The organism is Cognatundibacterium rugosum, assembly GCF_014284365.1.
Taxonomy (GTDB): domain Bacteria; phylum Pseudomonadota; class Gammaproteobacteria; order Burkholderiales; family Burkholderiaceae_D; genus Undibacterium; species Undibacterium rugosum.
In genome coordinates this window covers 107,051-122,060 of sequence record NZ_JACOGG010000007.1, presented here as the reverse complement: position 1 = coordinate 122,060, position 15,010 = coordinate 107,051, and the positions used below count along the sequence as shown (strand labels likewise).

Here is a 15,010-nt window from a genome sequence, read left to right as displayed (position 1 = left end):
AACTTAGACCGGCTGCAATCCTGCAGCCGCTCTGTTTTTTACCGATCTCAGAGAGCAGATGACAGACCATTACCTTGTTCTCGGTGTCGCGCCGAATGCGACGCTGGCAGATATCAAAAAAGCTTACCGCCAGAAAGCGGCGGAATTCCATCCTGACCGCAATGATTCTGAACTGGCGCCTGCCAAATTTCATGCGGTGAAGGAAGCCTATGATGTGCTGACCGACGACAGTAAGCGCGCGGCCTATGATGAGAACCGACGCCGTAATTTGCTGGATTCGCCGCTGGAAACCGCCAGCGAAATCTGGAAAGCTTATTTATCAGGAGTATTGCAGTGAAATTGTCCCGTTTTTTTGAGGATTTGATGGCGGTCTATAAGGCTGAAATCGACGATCTGAAATCTGATTCCGAAGGCAAAAATATTCTGAAGGCGCGTTTGCGCGAAAAGGCGGAACAATTGCCTTTGCTGTTGCCTATGATGGAAAGCAATCCAGAAATGCTGGCCTCGGCCTTTCATCAGGGTTTTATTTTTCTCAACCCGCTCGCGCTGGAGGCACTGACTGCCAAAGAGCAGGCTAGTTTGCCCGCCTGGAAAACACTGGCTACTGCGGTCAGGCTGGAACCCTGGGCTGAGCCATTGGCGAAAGTCGTGCAAACCGAAGCTGCCGGTGACCGCTTTCTGGTGATCGCCGCCGTGTTGGAATATCTGATGCGTGGCGCGCAGAGCCGACGTGCAGGTAGCACAGCCGATGCGGCTGATGACACGGATCATGATGAGCTTGATGACGAGTCTGAAGATCGTGAAAACGGCGATCTTGATGGCCAGTATGGACGTCATGGCCGTGATGATGGCGATGATGGTGACGACTATGATTTGGGTGAGGCGGGGGCTGACTGGCTGGCCGAACAAGGCTTTGACCGTAAAGATTAAGGAAAATTGAGTATGACTTTACCTGCAGTTATTGAAGCGCAGAGTTTGATTTTAGCTGGCGACATCGCCGGCGCTGAATTCGCGCTGGCGAATATCGCGGAAACCCATGGTGACAAAGCGTTGGTTGCGGCGCTGGATGATTTGCCTGCCAAGGATTTGTTGGCCGTGATACGTGAATATGACGCATCCAAAGAGTCACTGGTGAATCTGGTGGTCACACCTGAACAATTCGCTCAGGCCGTGGTACTGGAGCGTCGTTATGGTGACCAGACCCATGAGCAATTGCGCGGCATGATCAATTCCGTCATTTTCCGTGATGGTGCTGATCCGGCGGAATTTTTGTATGAAATCGCGGAAGTGGATGGCGGCTACGACGCGTTGGTCGATTACCTGCTCGACCGTACCCAGATGGTCGAACATTTTTACAAGTATGCGACCTTTGATCTGTACGAATACGGTGACGGCGAGCGCACCGCTGCACGTGAAGATGATTTGATGAACCTCGACCATGACAACGAGGGCTTGGCGTCGCCCTTAGATATGGCGAACCTGGAAGATCATGACTGGATGCAGGTGACCTATATCCTGCGCTACGAATTGCCAGAAATTTTCCGTGAAGTGCTGATGAAATTACGTGCACGTTACAAAGTGTATTTGGCGAATTTACAAAGCGATGATCCGGAAGCGGCTGCCGCTGAGGGGGAGCCTGAAGAAGCGCCGAAAAACAATGATGATGGTGATGACGATGACGATGAGGAGTCCGCACTGTAACAGGTGGATCGCAGACAGGGCCCGCGCGGCGGGCCCGCTCCCTGAAATGCAGAGCGCGGATGACGTCTTCTGCATTTTTTATGGGCCCATCAGTTGTGCACAGCGTAGCTAGGGCCTGTTAACATTTAAATTACGTGTGCGAAAGGGGTAAAACAGTTGCAGGGCTAGGCGCAGCCCGCGCATCAGTGTGATCACTGTCAGCGGGATGCAACAACGCCATGCGGCTGTTTTACCCCTTTCCCTCCGGGTTCAATCCAAAACGCGCGCTGGACTGCGTTGTGTGTCTTGTCAGGGGCACCAGCCCTGACTGCGACACACGCCTTGCCAGCCCACGTTTTGGCTTGAACGCATCTCGCAATTTAAATGTTAACAGGCCCTAGACTGTGTGCGGCTTTTGATAGTTACCTCTGGAATTGAAGGAAATAAGCCACATGAGCGAAATAAGCAGCAATTTTGAGCTTGCGGTACTCGATCAGCGTCCGTTTTTTGAAACCGCCTTGCGCTATGGGGTGCAACGCGCCATCCTGACCAGCAGTAAGATCGCGGCGATTGAAACTGAGGCACCTAAAGGCATGGTGCAGATCGCTGAAGCGTTTGGCAGTAAATACCTGCGCCCTGAAATTGAACTCGCGCGTAAGCGTATCGTGAATCTGGCGAGTTTGTATTTGCTGGAAACCTCAGGCGGCGATCTGGAGATTGCAGCCAAACTGATACGGGATAATACGTTTCTGACTTTGTCGCGTGGTGGTTCAGGTTTACTCAAGGCCTTGTTTGCGATGCCGGAATACGCCTTGCTGGGACGCGAGGTCAAGGGTAAGGTCGAGGATTTTCTGGAAGCCTGGTCCTTACGCGACAATCCGGCGGATTACCGCCAGGCTTTGGAACATCGCCAGCAAAATGCCTTGGAAATCGAAGCCGGCTTCTGGTTCGGTGAAGTGCTGGGTTTGTCGCGTAGCTATCTGCAGGATGAGGATGCAGAGGCAGTGGGTATCGTGCGCAGTGCTTTGTTGGTGACCGTGTTTGGTGGCGAGGATGGCAGTCTGGAAAATCAGGTGGAATTTGCCACCCTGGTCGACGCGATACGCGGCCTGACCCCGAAAGAACGCGTGCAGGCGATGGAGATGCTGGATATCTCCGAGGTGCCGCTGCAGTTTCATCCGCTCGTGCGGCGCATCGTGCAGGAAATCTGTGAGCACGATCTGCCACTGTTTAAAGATAAAAAAGCATCGCTGGATAAGCTGGTGTTTTCGCTCAAGGATCGCTATTATCTGCGCGATCATGAAATCGAGGATACCTCGGCGTATGATGCACTGGTCTCTAAGGAATGGACCCGTCTGACCAAGGGTAAAACCGATGTGGACTCGCTCATGACTTTGTTTGTCTGCATCGCAGCAGGCGTCACGCCTAAAACCAGCCTGCCGGAAAAGAACGCGAAAAGCATCGTGAAAAAATTCCGCGAACGGGGTTTTACACATGAGCTGGCTAGCCAGTGGATTAAAACGGCAGCACCTCATGAAAAGCAGGAAGGTTTGCTGGAAGATTGGGATAATTTTATCGAGGAAGCCAATAATTATCTGATGGATGACTGGGACAGCAATTACAGTGGCGCGTTGCGCTTCCTGAGTCTGCACTGCCATATTGAAAGTGCCGTCCGCTAAGCGTTGACTTACTGTTGCATTCCTCTTGTAAGCAAAACGTCCACTGCATCAAACAGTGGGCGTTTTGCTTCAGGGAGCTGGTTTAAGCTTATACGCTCAGTTCCAGCACCTGACGGCTGATGTCGGGTGTGACTTCGCGTCTTTCACCCAGCGCGATCATGCGGTGCGATTCGAGTGCGCTGATGATGGCGGGAATATCGGCTGCACTTAAGCCATAGTCGCGCAGGCGGGTTTTGACGCCCATTTGCTCGAAATAGGCTTGCATGCGGCTGATCGCCTGTTCTATGCGTGCATCTTCTTCGCCTTCGCGCAGGCCCCAGACTCTGTCAGCAAACTGCAGCAGTTTGGCGCGTTTGGCGTCTTTGCGTATCCTGAGCATGGCTGGCAGCACAATGGCCAGTGTTTGCGCATGATCCAGACCATGCAATGCCGTCAGTTCGTGGCCTATCATATGGGTCGCCCAGTCTTGCGGCACGCCGGTGGAAATGACGCCGTTCAGTGCCATGGTGGCACACCACATCAGATTGGCGCGTACTTCATAATCCTCCGGATTGGCGAGTGCTTTCGGGCCTTCTTCTATCAGGGTCTGCAGCAGACCTTCTGCAAAGCGGTCCTGCACTGGCGCGTTGACCGGGTAAGTCAGATACTGTTCCATCACGTGCACAAAGGCATCAACTGCACCATTGCCGACCTGGCGTACTGGCAGGCTGAAGGTTTTACTTGGGTCCAGTACAGAAAACTGTGGGAAGCAGAGTCGGTTGGAAAATGCCAGTTTGGCGTGCAGCGACAGGCGCGTGACGACAGCGCCGGCGTTCATTTCCGAGCCGGTAGCCGGCAGGGTCAGTACACTCCCGAAGGGCAGGGCACGGGTGATATTGTTGCCGCGTTTTTCCAGTATCGCCCATGGGTCTTCGCCCTCAAACAACGCGGCAGCTGCGACGAATTTAGTACCGTCGATGACAGAGCCGCCGCCAACCGCGAGCAAAAAGTCGATGCCGTGTTCGCGCGCGACAGCGACGGCTTTCATTAACGTTTCGTAGCTGGGATTCGGTTCTATGCCAGCAAATTCCGTCACACTGCGCTGCCCTAAGGCTTGCATGACTTCATCAAACACACCGTTTTTCTTGATGCTGCCGCCGCCATATAGCACTAATACCTTGGCTTCTTTGGGAACAACTTTGTCGAGGTCAGCAATCTTGCCTTGACCGAAAAGGATCTGGGTAGGATTGTAAAAATCAAAATTCAGCATGGATGGCTCCGGTAACGATTGCATGTAGGGGGAGGGCGCAAAACAGGTGGCGCTGAGATGCAGCGGACTTGTTTTACGTCATTTCCTAAAAACATCCATCTTAGCTGAAATTAGAAAAATCAACCGGTCGTGCGTTTTTATGTGGCGAGGAACAGAAATACCGTCGGCTTTTTATGGAAATCCGGTGCCTGGCTGGCTGCTAATTTCTTCTTCCATTCCGCGGCAGTCAGCGTGCGTATCGCTTCGCTGGCCAGTGTCAGATCGGTCGCGACACAGATCAGGGTGGACGGTTGGCATTGCGTTGCCAGTGCTTCCAGCATGGCTGCGTTGCGGTAAGGCGTTTCTATCAGCAACTGCGTTTGTTTTTCCTTGCGTGAACGGTCTTCGAGTTCCTTAATGCGTTTGGCACGCAGTGCGGCATCGGTCGGCAGATAGCCGTGAAACGCGAAACTCTGACCGTTGAGGCCGCTGCCCATCAATGCCAGTAATAGCGAAGACGGACCGACCAGTGGGCGCACCGCAATGCCCTTGCTATGCGCCAGTCTGACCAGATTGGCGCCCGGATCGGCCACGGCAGGCACACCGGCTTCAGAAATCAGGCCCACATCGTGCCCTTGCAGCAGGGGCTGCAATAAGCCTTCTAATGCCTGCGCCGGGGTATTGATATTCAATTCCTGAATCTGAATTTCCTGCATGGCCAGTCGCAAAGGATGCTGCTGGGACAGGAATTTGAGATAGGCGCGCGTGGTTTTGGCATTTTCTGCGACCAGATAGCCGAGTTGCGACGACATTTGCTGTACCGCGTCTGGAATGATGGTGCTCAGCAGGCTGGTTTGTTGTGTCTCGCACAGACCCAAGGTATTGGGAATCAAAAATAAGGTGCCGGTTTTCATCATAAGGGTGAGTATTCTTTGGAAATTTGGGTATTCGGGAGTCAGCGGGTTTGCAGCGTGCAGCGTTCAGCGAAAGAAGCGTACGCCGGCATGCCTCAGCATATCCGTGAGCGCGATCAGCGGCAGGCCAGTCAATGCGGTCGGATCATCGCTATGGATCGCGGACAGGATGCTGATGCCCAGGGCTTCATTCTTAGCGCTGCCTGCGCAGTCGTAAGGCTGTTCCAGGTGCAGGTAGGCATCCAGTTCTGCATCGCTGAGATCACGGAACTGTACTCTGGTCTGTACATTGCGCAATTGTAAAGGCTGGGGCGCCTGCTGTCTGCTGTCGAGCAGGCATAGTGCGGTATGGAAAATCACTTCACGCCCTCGCATCAATTGCAATTGTTTGAGCGCATTGGCATGGTTGCCCGGTTTTCCGATTTGCAAATCATCCAGCGTAGCAACTTGATCTGAACCGATTACTAAGGAATCGGGATGCAATTGCGCGATGGCGGCTGCTTTTTGCTGCGCCAGGCGTAGGGCAGTATCGGCCGGACTTTCTCCGGGTTTGGGGGACTCATCAATGTCAGGGGAGATACTCAGAAAGGGTAGTTGCAGTCTGGATAGTAATTCTTTGCGGTAAGCAGAGCTGGAAGCCAGTATAATTGTCGGGTTTATCATCGTTGTTGGCTGGCGTTGAGAAGTGTCAGGGATGCTGCGCTGATACCGGGTCAGGCTTGGCTCGCGTGCTGAACAGAAAAAATGCACTGCAAGCATATGATTTTTCTGAAAAAAATCGGCCTGACCTTTGACTAAGAAGCGCAAGTGCTGTTATTATCGCAGGTTTTCTGGGTTCAAATAATCCTATGCAAGCTTTTGTGATTGACGCTTTCACGTTTTGCCGGCTCGAAGAGCAGCGTTCTGGAAGCATACTGGTCGCAGATTTACCCCGTCTGGCTGAGGAATGTGCAGGCACCGAAGGGAGTCTGAATTGGTCTCTGACAGGTGGTAAGGATCAGCTGGGGCATCCTCGCCTGATACTGGATGTGACTGGTAATGTGAATCTGATTTGCCAGCGCTGTCTGGTACCGTTTGCATATGAGATAGATTCAGAGTCTGTATTGATACTCGCCAAAAACGAAGAAAATGCTGATGAAATTGAGGCATTGCTAGAAGATGACGAGGTCGATGTTGTAGTAGGCAGTAAAACGTTCAATATCATGGATTTGATAGAGGATGAGGCGCTGCTGGCAATACCCCAATCGCCCAAACATGCAGTATGCCCGGATGTATCGTTGGCTTCAGCAAAACCTACTGCAGGGATTGACGCAGAAGTCGGTAAAAAAGAATCGCCGTTTGCCGTGCTGAAGACAATAAATGGGCGTACCTAGTGGCATTATTCTGAAAAAACACTCAGGTCGAAGTATTGTTAGGGATTCTTGGTTGGCGATGTTCGCATTGCGATGTGCGCATTCTTTAGCCAGGTGTGTAAATTTTTAGAAACATTTTTTGAAGTATTAGGAGTTATCATGGCAGTTCAGCAAAATAAAAAGTCCCCATCCAAGCGTGGCATGCACCGTTCCCACGATTTCCTGACTGCACCACAGTTGGGTATCGAGCCAACAACTGGTGAGACACATCTGCGTCACCACATCAGCCCTAACGGCTTTTACCGTGGTCGTAAAGTATTGAAAACTAAGAACGACGAATAATTCGTTTTCTTGGTAAAAAGAGCGGCGTGACAAGTCTAGAACTTGGCGCCGCTTTTTTTATGGGCAAAATTTTCTGGGATGCATGCGCTTGAACGGGTTTTCTTGAAAATTTTGCAGCACCGGTGCCGGTAAAAGCCTTGTTTTGCCGGTTTTTTTATTAAATACTTGCAAATTAGCAATGAAAATAACTGAAATAGTCCTCTAATTTGATACACTAGGCGTTTCGGCTTGAAGTTGCGTAATACTACATGACAATAAAAATTTCCATTGACTGCATGGGCGGGGATCATGGGCCTGCGGTTACTGTGGCAGCAGCTGTTGCCTTTGCCAATCGCGAACCGGATGTCGAGTTCCTGCTGGTTGGCCTGGAATCTGAAGTTCAGGAAGAGCTGAAAAAGAACCATGCGAGCAATCATCCGCGTCTGAAGATAATCCATGCGTCCGAAGTGGTCGCGATGGACGATCCTATCGAGATTGCTCTGCGCCGTAAAAAAGATTCTTCTATGCGTGTCGCGCTGACTCAGGTGAAAGAGGGCGCAGCTCAGGCTTGTGTCTCCGCCGGCAATACCGGTGCTCTGATGGCAGTCTCGCGCTACGTGCTAAAGACGATGCAGGGCGTGGACCGTCCTGCGATCTGCAGCATGTTGCCAAATCAAAAAAATCGTCCCACTTATATGCTGGATCTCGGCGCTAACGTCGATTGCGAACCTTTGCACTTGCATCAGTTTGCGATTATGGGCTCAGCCCTGGTTTCAGCGCTGGAAGGCAATGCGCGTCCGACCATAGGCTTACTGAACGTGGGTGAAGAAGATATTAAAGGCAATGACGTGGTCAAAAAAACCGCGATTTTGCTACGCGCCGACCATGAGCGTGGTCTGCTGAACTTCTATGGCAACGTGGAAGGCAATGACATCTTTAAGGGTACTACCGATATCGTGGTTTGCGATGGCTTCGTTGGTAATGTGACCCTGAAAGCAGCGGAAGGCATGGGGCGTTTTGTAAAAACCACCCTGACCGACGCATTTAAGAGCAATCCCCTCAATATGCTGGGTGCATTGATTGCACGTGGCGCATTGAAATCTATCTCACGTACCATGAATCCCTCGAATTACAACGGCGGCAGCCTGCTGGGTCTGCGCGGTCTGGTATTTAAGAGTCATGGCAGTGCGGATAAATACAGTTACGAGTGGGCGATACAGCGGGCGTTTGACGCTGCAAAAAATGATGTGCTCACCCGTATCTCGACTTCGATGGCGAAACTGATGCCGGTGGCAGACCCGGCTTCGTCTGAATATAACGAACCACTGGTACAAAAAACCGCATGACTTTTTTCAGCAAAATTATCGGTACTGGCAGTTATCTGCCGCCTAAAGCAGTCAGTAATCATGAGTTGGCAGAGCAGCTTGCCGCTAAAGGGATAGAAACATCGCATGACTGGATTTTTTCCCGCAGCGGCATCGCCTCCCGCCATTACGCAGAACCTGGTGTAAAAGCCAGCGATCTGGGCGTCGAAGCGGCAAAACGTGCGCTGGAAGCAGCACACATGACTGCTTCGGATATCGACATGATTATCCTTGCCACATCGACCCCCGATTTTCTCGGTGGATTCCCAAGTACAGCTTGTGTGGTGCAGAACAAGCTGGGGATACTGAACGGTGCGGCGGCGATGGACGTGCAGGCGGTGTGCAGTGGATTTATGTATGCAATGGCGGTAGCCGATAGCATGATTAAATCCGGTGCCCACAAAAACGTACTGGTGATTGGTGCTGAAGTTTTTTCGCGTATTTTGAATTTTGAAGACCGTACTACTTGCGTATTGTTTGGTGATGGTGCGGGCGCAGTGGTGATGTCACGCTCGGAAGCGCCAGGTGTGCTGGCAACTAAGCTGCATGCAGATGGCAGTCATCAGGATATCCTGTGCGTGCCGGGGAATGTAGAGCAGGGCGTATTGGCTGGCAGTGCCTATTTGCACATGGATGGTCAGGCGGTATTTAAGCTGGCGGTGACGGTACTGGAGAAAGTGGCGAATGAGGCGCTGGAACTGGCTGGACTGCAAGCCAGTGATATCGACTGGCTGATCCCGCATCAGGCCAATATCCGTATCATGCAAAGCACCGCAAAGAAAATGCGCCTGCCGCTGGAGAAGCTGGTTGTTACGGTGGATCAGCATGGGAATACCTCGGCGGCCTCGATCCCGCTGGCGCTGGATCTGGCCGTGCGTGATGGTCGCGTGCAGCCTGGGCATAAAGTCTTGCTGGAAGGTGTGGGTGGTGGCTTTACCTGGGGCGCGGCAATCGTACAGATGTAAGACGTGCTTGCTGCCTGAGTGCATGCAGAGCCGGCAGCATGGTGCAGTGTTAAGGAAGAAATTCATTTCTGTTATTCGATAAAGAGAGACTTAGAAAAATGACCCAATTTGCATTTGTTTTTCCCGGTCAGGGTTCTCAGGCTATCGGCATGCTCAATGGCTTTGCTGATAATCCTGTGGTGCAGGCAACCGTTGCGGAAGCCTCAGACGCACTGGGATTTGACCTGGGTAAGTTGATCGCGGAGGGCCCGAAAGAAGCACTGGACCTGACGACCAATACGCAACCTGTAATGCTGACTGCGGCGGTAGCCTGCTATCGCGCCTGGATCGCGGCTGGTGGTGCCGTGCCACGCCTGGTGGCAGGTCATAGTTTGGGTGAGTATTCTGCGTTGGTGGCTGCGGGTGTGATTGCTTTTAAAGATGCTGTGCCACTGGTGCGTTTCCGCGCACAGGCAATGCAAGAGGCAGTACCGGTTGGCCAGGGTGGCATGGCAGCGATCCTGGGTCTGAGTGACGACGATGTGAAAGCGGCTTGCTCTGAAGCGGCGCAGGGTGAAGTGGTTGAGGCGGTTAACTTCAATGCGCCGGCGCAAGTCGTGATTGCGGGTTCCAAGGCTGCAGTTGAGCGCGCCTGTGAAATCGCTAAGGCCAAAGGTGCCAAGCGTGCATTGCCGCTGCCAGTGTCTGCACCATTCCATTCGTCGCTGCTGAAGCCAGCTTCGGATCGTTTGCAGGTTTATATGGCAGAGCTGAATTTTTCTGTCCCACAAATCGCGCTGATTAATAACGTCGATGTGGCGATAGTCAGCGATCCATCTGCAATCAAAGATGCGCTGGTGCGCCAGGCCGCGAGTCCGGTGCGTTGGGTGGAAACGGTGCAGGCCATGCACCAGTCTGGCATCAGTCATGTGATTGAATGCGGTCCGGGTAAAGTATTGAGCGGTTTGACTAAGCGCATACAGGGTGAATTGGTCGGCGAAGCTATTTTTGATCAGGCAAGTTTAGAAAAAGTCTTGGAATTATTAAAATGACTCAAGCATTAACAAATCAAGTCGCGCTGGTCACAGGCGCATCACGTGGCATCGGTAAGGCAATTGCAGTTGCGCTGGCGCAGGCCGGTGCCAAAGTGATTGGCACTGCAACCACGGAATCCGGTGCGCAGGCAATTTCTGCCTACCTCGCTGAAATCAGTCCTGAAGCGGGTATGGGCGTTGCCTTTAATGTGAACGACGTAGAACGCTGCTCCGGCCTGGTTGAAGAAATTCAAAAAGAGTTCGGCAGTCTGTCCATACTCGTGAATAATGCGGGGATTACTCAAGATCAGCTGGCGATGCGTATGAAAGAAGAGGATTGGGATAATGTGATCACCACCAATCTGAATTCAGTCGCACGCTTGTCGCGCGCCGTATTGCGCGGCATGATGAAAGCCAAGCATGGTCGTATTATTAATATCACCTCCGTGGTCGGTTCTTCCGGCAATCCGGGGCAGATGAACTATGCTGCAGCTAAAGCCGGTGTGGCTGGCATGAGTCGTGCATTGGCGCGTGAGATAGGCAGCCGCAATATCACGGTTAACTGTATTGCGCCTGGTTTCATTGATACTGATATGACTAAGGCGCTCAGCGATGAGCAAAAAGCAGCGATCTTGGTGCAGATTCCGATGGCGAAACTTGGCCGTCCCGAAGATATCGCCGCCGCGACTGTATTCCTGGCTTCACCTGATGCCGGATATATTACCGGTACCACCCTGCACGTAAATGGCGGGATGTACCTGGCTTAAAAAAGGATGCCGGCATAGCCGGATTCGACTGACTTGATTGTTTACTGTCAATTTAGTTTGGAACGGCTTTGCGTAGGTATCTGGTAGTTTGTTGGTAAAAGTTAGACATTTCACCGATTTTAAGCGGAGTTATGACTAAATAAATTGGGTCTTGCATTTTTTGTCTACAAACCTGCTAAAATGCGCGCACTTTCTGTAGGCCCTTATTTTTGATTTTTTCACTGGAGATACACATGTCCGATATCGAACAACGCGTTAAGAAAATCGTCGCTGAACAACTGGGCGTCGCTGAAGCTGACATCAAAAACGAATCCTCTTTCGTTGATGATCTGGGTGCAGATTCCCTGGATACAGTTGAACTGGTGATGGCGCTCGAAGACGAATTCGAAATGGAAATCCCTGACGAGCAAGCTGAAAAAATCACAACAGTGCAACAAGCGATTGATTACGCAACTGCACACCTCAAGGCGTAATTCATTACCCCGTTTTTAAATCCAGGAGAAGCGCTTGAGTCGTACGCTTAAACGTCGTGTCGTGGTAACCGGTCTGGGATGTATTTCTCCAGTAGGTAATACAATTTCCAGTGCCTGGGATGCCGTCAAGGCTGGTCAGTCAGGTATTGCCACGATCACCAAATTTGATGCAACTCCCTTTTCTACGCATTTCGCGGGAGAAGTGAAAGGCTTCAATGTCGAGGAATATCTGCCGGCAAAAGAAGCCCGTAACATGGATACCTTCATCCATTTCGGTATTGCTGCCGGGATGCAGGCGTTTCAGGATAGTGGATTCACTGTCACAGAAGAAAATGCTGATCGTGTCGGCGTTATTGTGGGTTCTGGTATCGGCGGCTTGCCTATGATAGAAGAAACCAAGGAAACGCTGATTGAACGTGGTCCACGTCGCATCAGTCCTTTCTTTGTGCCAGCCTCGATTATCAACATGATTTCCGGTCATCTGTCGATCAAGTATGGTCTGAAGGGGCCAAATCTTGCGATCGTCACAGCCTGTACCACAGGTCTGCATTGCATCGGTTCTGCTGCCCGTATGATTGAATACGGTGATGCAGACGCAATGATAGCCGGTGGTGCTGAATCCACGATTTCCCCGCTGGGATTGGGTGGGTTCGCGTCAGCGCGTGCCTTGTCTTCACGTAACGATGATCCGGCAACGGCATCGCGTCCGTGGGACAAAGACCGCGATGGCTTTGTGCTCGGTGAAGGTGCCGGTGTCATGATGCTGGAAGAGTATGAGCATGCGAAAGCCCGCGGCGCCAAAATTTATGCAGAAGTCGTTGGCTTCGGTATGAGTGGTGATGCCTACCATATCACTTCTCCAAGCATGGATGGCCCGCGCCGCAGTATGGTCAATGCATTGAAAAATGCCGGCCTGAATGCGGATCAGATTCAATATCTGAATGCGCATGGCACATCGACGCCTCTGGGTGATAAAAACGAAACAGATGCGATCAAGGCTGCTTATGGTGATCATGCCTACAAGCTGACAGTCAATTCCACCAAATCCATGACCGGGCATTTACTCGGTGGTGCGGGTGGTCTGGAATCTGTTTTCTCGGTACTGGCTGTGCATCATCAGATTTCACCGCCAACAATCAACATCTTTAATCAGGATCCTGAATGTGATCTCGACTACTGCGCCAACGTAGCGAGAGATGTCAAGATTGATTACGCGATGAAAAATTCGTTTGGTTTTGGTGGAACGAACGGCACGCTGATCTTTGCAAAAGTCTGATTGCCTCATACATCTGACTGATGCAAAGCATCTGCATAAAAGCACTTCATTTCTTCGGGAATGAAGTGCTTTTTTCATTTAGGGGAGCGGGCTGATGCCGTCATCTGTGCTTGCTGATCTGAGGCCCTCTCGCGCTTTGTTGGTATTTGTGCTGATTATGGCAGTCGGTACCTGTTTTAGTGTTTGTTATTCATTGTTAATTATCAATAGCCCTTGGCCATGGATGGTTGCACTGACAGTGATTTCAGGTATCTTGCTCGCTCGTCAGATTTGGCACTGGTGGCGGACCCAGCGAACTTTGCGCGTCATCGTAAGCAGCGATGGACTGTGTCTGCTGCATGTCTGGCGTGCGCCTGCCTGGTCGCCTGCTCAGGTCTGTACGCTGGGGCCTGCATCTCTGTTTTGGAGTCATCTGGCGGCGCTGGAATTTGTGCGTGAGGATGGTTCTAAACTATATTTTTTGCTGATGCCAGATTCCGCACCTGTAGCAGTCCGGCGGGACCTGAGGCGTGCGCTGATCAGTTTGCAGCAGTTTCAGCAAAAAGAAATCAGGAAAGTCATGAAATCCGGGAACTTCCCTGAATGAAAGCGACTCTATTGGGGCATAAAACGGGAAAAATTCCGTGTGTACGGCAAGAGACCGGGATAAATACCAGCTGTTCAGAAGAAGAATAGGGATGATTGAGTGACGACAGAGCGCGAGATAGACCAATTGCTGGTCGAACGCGTGCAGCGTGGAGATAAAAAGGCATTTGAGCTTCTGGTTTCCAAATACCAAAGGAAACTAATGCGGCTCGTGTCCCGGCTCGTCTACGATCAGGCGGAAGCAGAGGATGTGGTGCAGGAGGCATTCATCAAGGCGTATCGTGCTTTGCCGAATTTTCGCGGCGAGTCAGCGTTTTATACCTGGCTGTACCGGATCGGGATTAATACCGCGAAAAACCATTTGGTGACACAAGGCCGCCGGGCACCGACCTCGACTGACGCCGATGTGGAAGAGGCAGAAAGCTTTGTTGATGCAGAAGGTCTGCGCGATATTAATACGCCTGAATCTTTGCTGGCGAGTAAACAGATTGCACAAACGGTCAATGCCGCGATGGCGGCTTTGCCGGAAGAATTAAGGAACGCGATTACCTTGCGTGAGATTGAGGGATTAAGTTACGACGAGATCGCCGAAGTCATGTTGTGTCCGATCGGTACGGTCAGAAGCCGTATTTTCCGGGCGCGGGAGGCGATTGCCGAGCGTTTACGGCCCATGTTGGGAACCAATCTGGACCAGCGCTGGTAAGCCTGGCAGCGATAGAAATACTTTGCAGGACCATGAAAATGATGATGAAAAATACGACTCAACAAGAAAACTTATCCGCATTGATGGATGGTGAAACCGATGATGCCCAGCTTGAGGCAGCTATCGCTGAACTGATCGCGTCTGACGATAAGACGGACTGGGATATTTATCATCAGATCGGCGATGTGCTGCGGTCTGACGACCTGGCTCAGCCTATGAGTGCAGATTTTACTGCACGTTTTGCCGCACGCTTTGAGTCTGAGCCGGTATTGCTGATGCCGGCGCTGCATCAGCGGGAGCCAGACGCGGCCAAGCGCAGCTTCTCTCAATCCTTGTTGCGTTCTTACGCGGGGGTTGCCGGCATCGCTGCGGCAGCCATGCTGGCGTTGGTCATCGCACCCAAAATCCTGCAGCCTGCCGTGGTTAGCGAGCAGGCACCTGTAGCAAGGAATGCCACACCCGAAATTCAACTGGCTTCCGCGCGGGTACAAACTGCCGCGGCAGCTCAGTCGGCGATTGATGGTAGCGAGCAGGCAGCAAAAACAGGTAACAGCAATCAAATGGACATGCTGCGCGATCCGCGTATAGACAGTTACCTGATTGCGCATCAGCGCTTTTCACCCGCCATCAGTAGCGGTGCGCAGTATGTGACGCGCGCCAACGTCGTTACGCCGGCTGCGGAGAAATAAC

The 15,010-nt window shown here is 51.9% G+C and carries 18 protein-coding genes; 15 read left to right on the top strand and 3 right to left on the bottom strand.

Annotated elements, in window-relative coordinates; translation table 11 throughout:
* Positions 1–58 precede the first annotated feature (58 nt).
* The 4 genes from H8K47_RS08535 to H8K47_RS08520 all read left to right on the top strand — a co-directional run bounded on the left by H8K47_RS08535 (position 59) and on the right by H8K47_RS08520 (position 3,359).
* Positions 59–337, top strand: coding sequence for a DnaJ domain-containing protein (locus H8K47_RS08535; RefSeq protein WP_162018720.1), 279 nt, complete (start codon positions 59–61; stop codon positions 335–337).
* Positions 334–930 carry a hypothetical protein gene (locus tag H8K47_RS08530; protein WP_186880982.1) on the top strand — a complete coding sequence of 199 codons (597 nt, stop codon included), beginning with the start codon at positions 334–336 and terminating at the stop codon, positions 928–930. Before H8K47_RS08535 ends, H8K47_RS08530 begins: the two co-directional genes overlap by 4 nt.
* A 12-nt stretch (positions 931–942) precedes the next feature.
* Positions 943–1,701: a hypothetical protein gene (locus H8K47_RS08525; protein WP_186880981.1), complete on the top strand. Its 759-nt coding sequence runs from the start codon at positions 943–945 to the stop codon at positions 1,699–1,701.
* A gap of 431 nt (positions 1,702–2,132) precedes the next feature.
* Positions 2,133–3,359: a hypothetical protein gene (locus H8K47_RS08520; RefSeq protein WP_186880980.1), complete on the top strand. Its 1,227-nt coding sequence runs from the start codon at positions 2,133–2,135 to the stop codon at positions 3,357–3,359.
* A gap of 88 nt (positions 3,360–3,447) precedes the next feature.
* On the opposite strand, the gene H8K47_RS08515 is transcribed toward H8K47_RS08520, so the two are convergent.
* From H8K47_RS08515 to H8K47_RS08505, 3 genes are all read right to left on the bottom strand, one after another.
* Complete coding sequence (locus H8K47_RS08515) at positions 3,448–4,608, bottom strand: iron-containing alcohol dehydrogenase (protein ID WP_186880979.1); 1,161 nt, start codon at positions 4,606–4,608, stop codon at positions 3,448–3,450.
* A gap of 137 nt (positions 4,609–4,745) precedes the next feature.
* Positions 4,746–5,504 (bottom strand): SAM-dependent methyltransferase, encoded by a 759-nt coding sequence (locus H8K47_RS08510; RefSeq protein ID WP_230405159.1) that lies wholly within the window; start codon positions 5,502–5,504, stop codon positions 4,746–4,748.
* Positions 5,505–5,567: 63 nt separating this feature from the next.
* The gene (locus H8K47_RS08505; RefSeq protein ID WP_186880978.1) at positions 5,568–6,164 is read right to left on the bottom strand and encodes a Maf family nucleotide pyrophosphatase; all 597 of its coding nucleotides are present in this window, start codon (positions 6,162–6,164) and stop codon (positions 5,568–5,570) included.
* 197 nt (positions 6,165–6,361) lie between these two features.
* Between H8K47_RS08505 and H8K47_RS08500 the strand changes: the two genes are divergently transcribed.
* The 11 genes from H8K47_RS08500 (at position 6,362) to H8K47_RS08450 (ending at position 15,009) form a co-directional block, all read left to right on the top strand.
* Positions 6,362–6,874 (top strand): YceD family protein, encoded by a 513-nt coding sequence (locus H8K47_RS08500; RefSeq protein WP_329604155.1) that lies wholly within the window; start codon positions 6,362–6,364, stop codon positions 6,872–6,874.
* 138 nt (positions 6,875–7,012) lie between these two features.
* The gene (rpmF, locus tag H8K47_RS08495) at positions 7,013–7,195 is read left to right on the top strand and encodes a 50S ribosomal protein L32 (protein ID WP_162018712.1); all 183 of its coding nucleotides are present in this window, start codon (positions 7,013–7,015) and stop codon (positions 7,193–7,195) included.
* Positions 7,196–7,443: 248 nt separating this feature from the next.
* Positions 7,444–8,520, top strand: a complete 1,077-nt coding sequence (gene plsX / locus H8K47_RS08490; RefSeq protein WP_186880976.1) for a phosphate acyltransferase PlsX — start codon at positions 7,444–7,446, stop codon at positions 8,518–8,520.
* A complete protein-coding gene (locus tag H8K47_RS08485) occupies positions 8,517–9,503 on the top strand; it encodes a beta-ketoacyl-ACP synthase III (RefSeq protein WP_186880975.1) in 987 nt (328 codons plus the stop codon). Before plsX ends, H8K47_RS08485 begins: the two co-directional genes overlap by 4 nt.
* Before the next feature lie 98 nt (positions 9,504–9,601).
* Positions 9,602–10,534, top strand: coding sequence for an ACP S-malonyltransferase (gene fabD / locus H8K47_RS08480; RefSeq protein ID WP_186880974.1), 933 nt, complete (start codon positions 9,602–9,604; stop codon positions 10,532–10,534).
* Positions 10,531–11,283: a 3-oxoacyl-ACP reductase FabG gene (gene fabG, locus H8K47_RS08475; protein ID WP_186880973.1), complete on the top strand. Its 753-nt coding sequence runs from the start codon at positions 10,531–10,533 to the stop codon at positions 11,281–11,283. The genes fabD and fabG overlap by 4 nt, the downstream gene beginning before the upstream one ends.
* 233 nt (positions 11,284–11,516) lie before the next feature.
* A complete protein-coding gene (gene acpP, locus H8K47_RS08470; RefSeq protein WP_162018707.1) occupies positions 11,517–11,756 on the top strand; it encodes an acyl carrier protein in 240 nt (79 codons plus the stop codon).
* 34 nt (positions 11,757–11,790) lie between these two features.
* Positions 11,791–13,032, top strand: a complete 1,242-nt coding sequence (gene fabF / locus H8K47_RS08465) for a beta-ketoacyl-ACP synthase II (protein ID WP_186880972.1) — start codon at positions 11,791–11,793, stop codon at positions 13,030–13,032.
* A 94-nt stretch (positions 13,033–13,126) separates the two neighbouring features.
* Positions 13,127–13,618 carry a protein YgfX gene (locus H8K47_RS08460; RefSeq protein WP_329604154.1) on the top strand — a complete coding sequence of 164 codons (492 nt, stop codon included), beginning with the start codon at positions 13,127–13,129 and terminating at the stop codon, positions 13,616–13,618.
* Positions 13,619–13,717: 99 nt separating this feature from the next.
* A complete protein-coding gene (gene rpoE, locus H8K47_RS08455; RefSeq protein WP_186880970.1) occupies positions 13,718–14,320 on the top strand; it encodes an RNA polymerase sigma factor RpoE in 603 nt (200 codons plus the stop codon).
* A 38-nt stretch (positions 14,321–14,358) separates the two neighbouring features.
* A complete protein-coding gene (locus H8K47_RS08450; RefSeq protein WP_186880969.1) occupies positions 14,359–15,009 on the top strand; it encodes a sigma-E factor negative regulatory protein in 651 nt (216 codons plus the stop codon).
* Position 15,010: the final 1 nt, after the last annotated feature.